The sequence below is a fragment of the Hymenobacter coccineus genome, from assembly GCF_001816125.1.
GTDB lineage: Bacteria > Bacteroidota > Bacteroidia > Cytophagales > Hymenobacteraceae > Hymenobacter > Hymenobacter coccineus.
In genome coordinates, this window is the sequence record NZ_MDZA01000234.1 from 1 (window position 1) to 2,542 (window position 2,542).

Annotated in this window: 2 protein-coding genes; both read right to left on the reverse strand. The window is 65.7% G+C overall.

Translation table 11 applies throughout. The features are described 5' to 3' along the window. Positions 1 to 237 precede the first annotated feature (237 nt). Positions 238 to 828, reverse strand: a complete 591-nt coding sequence (locus BEN49_RS14050; protein ID WP_070744392.1) for a riboflavin synthase — start codon at positions 826 to 828, stop codon at positions 238 to 240. A gap of 162 nt (positions 829 to 990) precedes the next feature. Further along, positions 991 to 2,412, reverse strand: a complete 1,422-nt coding sequence (locus BEN49_RS14055) for a sugar transferase (RefSeq protein ID WP_070744394.1) — start codon at positions 2,410 to 2,412, stop codon at positions 991 to 993. Positions 2,413 to 2,542: the final 130 nt, after the last annotated feature.

Below are 2,542 nucleotides of genomic sequence, written 5' to 3' on the forward strand. Positions count from 1 at the left end.
GGCCCAACAGGGCCCCCCACGGCGGCCCCGCCCACCAGCCACCGGCGCACGGCGCCGCGCCGGGAGGCGCCAGGAAATACGTTGTATGCCATCAAGTGGCCCATCTGCGCGGGTAGAGACGGCGAATGAGCCGCGCAATATAGCGCCCGCGCCCGCTACCACTGGCGCGCCGCCATTTTCCCGCAAAAGGCCCGTTTTCAGGCTCCTGCGGGCGCCGGGGGCCGGTGGGCCGGGGCCCTAGCGGCCCAGCAGCTTGGCCACGTACTTGCCCACAATGTCGAACTCCAGGTTCACCACCTCGCCCACTTGCAACTGGTGGAAGCCAGTGTGCTCGTAGGTGTACGGGATGATGGCCACGGCGAAGGCGTCGTCGGTGCTCTCGAAGCAGGTGAGGCTGGTGCCGTTGATGCAGATGGAGCCCTTCTCGACGGTGACGCGGCCGGGGCCCGGGGCGTGCCGGAACCGGAAAATCCAGGAGCCGTCCTGGTCCTCGATGCCCACGCATTCGGCCGTGGCGTCCACATGGCCCTGCACAATGTGGCCGTCGAAGCGGCCGTTGGCGGCCAGGCAGCGTTCGAGGTTGATTTTGCGGCCGGGGGCCCACTGGCCCAGGTTCGTCACGCGCAGGGTTTCGGCGATGGCCGTGACCACATGGGTGCCCGCCGCCGCGTCCACGGCCACCACCGTCAGGCACACGCCGTCGTGGGCCACGCTCTGGTCAATTTTTAGCTCCGGGGCAAAGTTTGATTCAACCGTAAAGTGTGTATTAGAGCCCTCGCGCCGCACGGCGCTGATGGTACCCAAAGTTTCAATGATGCCAGTAAACATAAATCGCTGATTATGCGGATTAACCGTGATTTCGCTGATTTTTAAAGCGCTGATTACACAGGTTAATCACGGGTTTTTTGAGAATTAAAAAGGCGCTTGGGTTAAACAACGGCAACGACGAAAAAATCAGCGAAATCACGGTTAATCTGCATAATCAGCGATTTATTTACCGCGGCCTTCGAGGATGATTTTCAGCGTGTAGAGCATCACCCGGGCGTCCATGGCCAGGCTCATGTTTTCGATGTAGAGCACGTCGTACTTGAGGCGTTCCACCATCTGGGGCACGGTTTCGGCGTAGCCGTACTTCACCTGGCCGAGGCTGGTGAGGCCGGGGCGCACGCGGTGCAGGTGGCGGTAGTGGGGCGCCACTTGCACAATCTGGTCGATGAAAAACTGGCGCTCGGGCCGGGGCCCCACCACGCTCATATCGCCGCGCAGCACGTTCCAGAACTGGGGCAGCTCGTCGAGGCGCACCCGGCGCATGAAGCGGCCCCAGGGCGTCACGCGCGGGTCGCGGTCGGAGCTGAGCGCGGGCCCCAGGCGCTCCGAGCCGAGGTACATCGAGCGGAACTTGATGATGGCGAACGGCACCCCGTTTTTACCGATGCGCTCCTGCCGGTAAAACACGGGCCCCGGCGACGAAATCCACACCATGCACGCCGTGAACGCATACGCCCAACAGGCCAGCAGGATGAAGCCCAGGGACGCCACCATGTCGAACAAGCGCTTGGTGACCGCCTGCCAGGGCGGCAGCAGGTCCTGCTTGATTTCGATGAGCGGCGTGCCAAACGAGTGGTTTACCTTCACCGAGCCCAGCAGGATTTGGTACAGATCGGGCAGGATGCTGATGCGCACGGGGGTACCTTCCAACAGGCTAAGGATTTCCTGGATGCGGCGGTGCTCGCTGGGGTCGATGGCAATGATGACCTCCTCGATGCGCAGGGCCCCCACTAGGGCCGGCAGCTGGCCGTAGGTGCCGCAGGCGGGCAGCGCCGCGGCCAGGGTCCCGTCCACGGGTCCGTCCTCGGGGGCCACGAAGCCTTCCACGCGCAGGCCCAGGTGGCGGCCGGTGCGGGCCAGGTCGCGGGCCGTGTCGAGCACCAGCGCGGTGCCCCCCACCAGCAGCGTGGGGAAGTAGATGGCGCCGCGCCGCACCAGGCCCTGCACGCTGCGCACGGCGGCCACGCGCAGCAAGGCCGTGAACGAAAAATGCAGTAGGAAATAAGCCGCCAGCGTGCGGTAGTAAAGGTGGTAGCTGCTCACCCCCTGGTCGTCGAGCAGCAACACGAAGAAGAGCACCCCCACCCCCAGCGCCGACACCCGCAGCAGCCGCAGCACCTCGGACAGCCGCGACTTGCGGAACACGTTGCGGTACTGCCCGGCCAGGGCGTAGAAGGCCGTCCAGGCCAGGCCGATGGCCAGGGCGGCCAGGGCCAGCGCCGCGGCCGCTTCCGGCGTGAAGCGGTAGCCGGCCAGCTCATTCAGCAGGTACTTGCGCAGCCCGAAGAACGCCGCCCAAGCCAGCAGCGCCGCCAGAAAATCGGCGGCCACGAGCTTGGCGTACTGGAGGCGGCGAAGAAGCACGGAGGGGCTAACGGGTGTATTTTTGCGGGCCCAATGCCCCACGGGGCCCCAAAGGTAGCGCCGGCGGGGCCCACAGGCCCGCCCCGCCCCGCCCGGGGCGGCCGGTTTTCCCGCGTTTTCCCCGTGCCCC

Bases quoted from the DNA above. Each gene is read 5' to 3' on its own strand.
- BEN49_RS14050 (WP_070744392.1), bottom strand. From the start codon at position 828: ATGTTTACTGGCATCATTGAAACTTTGGGTACCATCAGCGCCGTGCGG.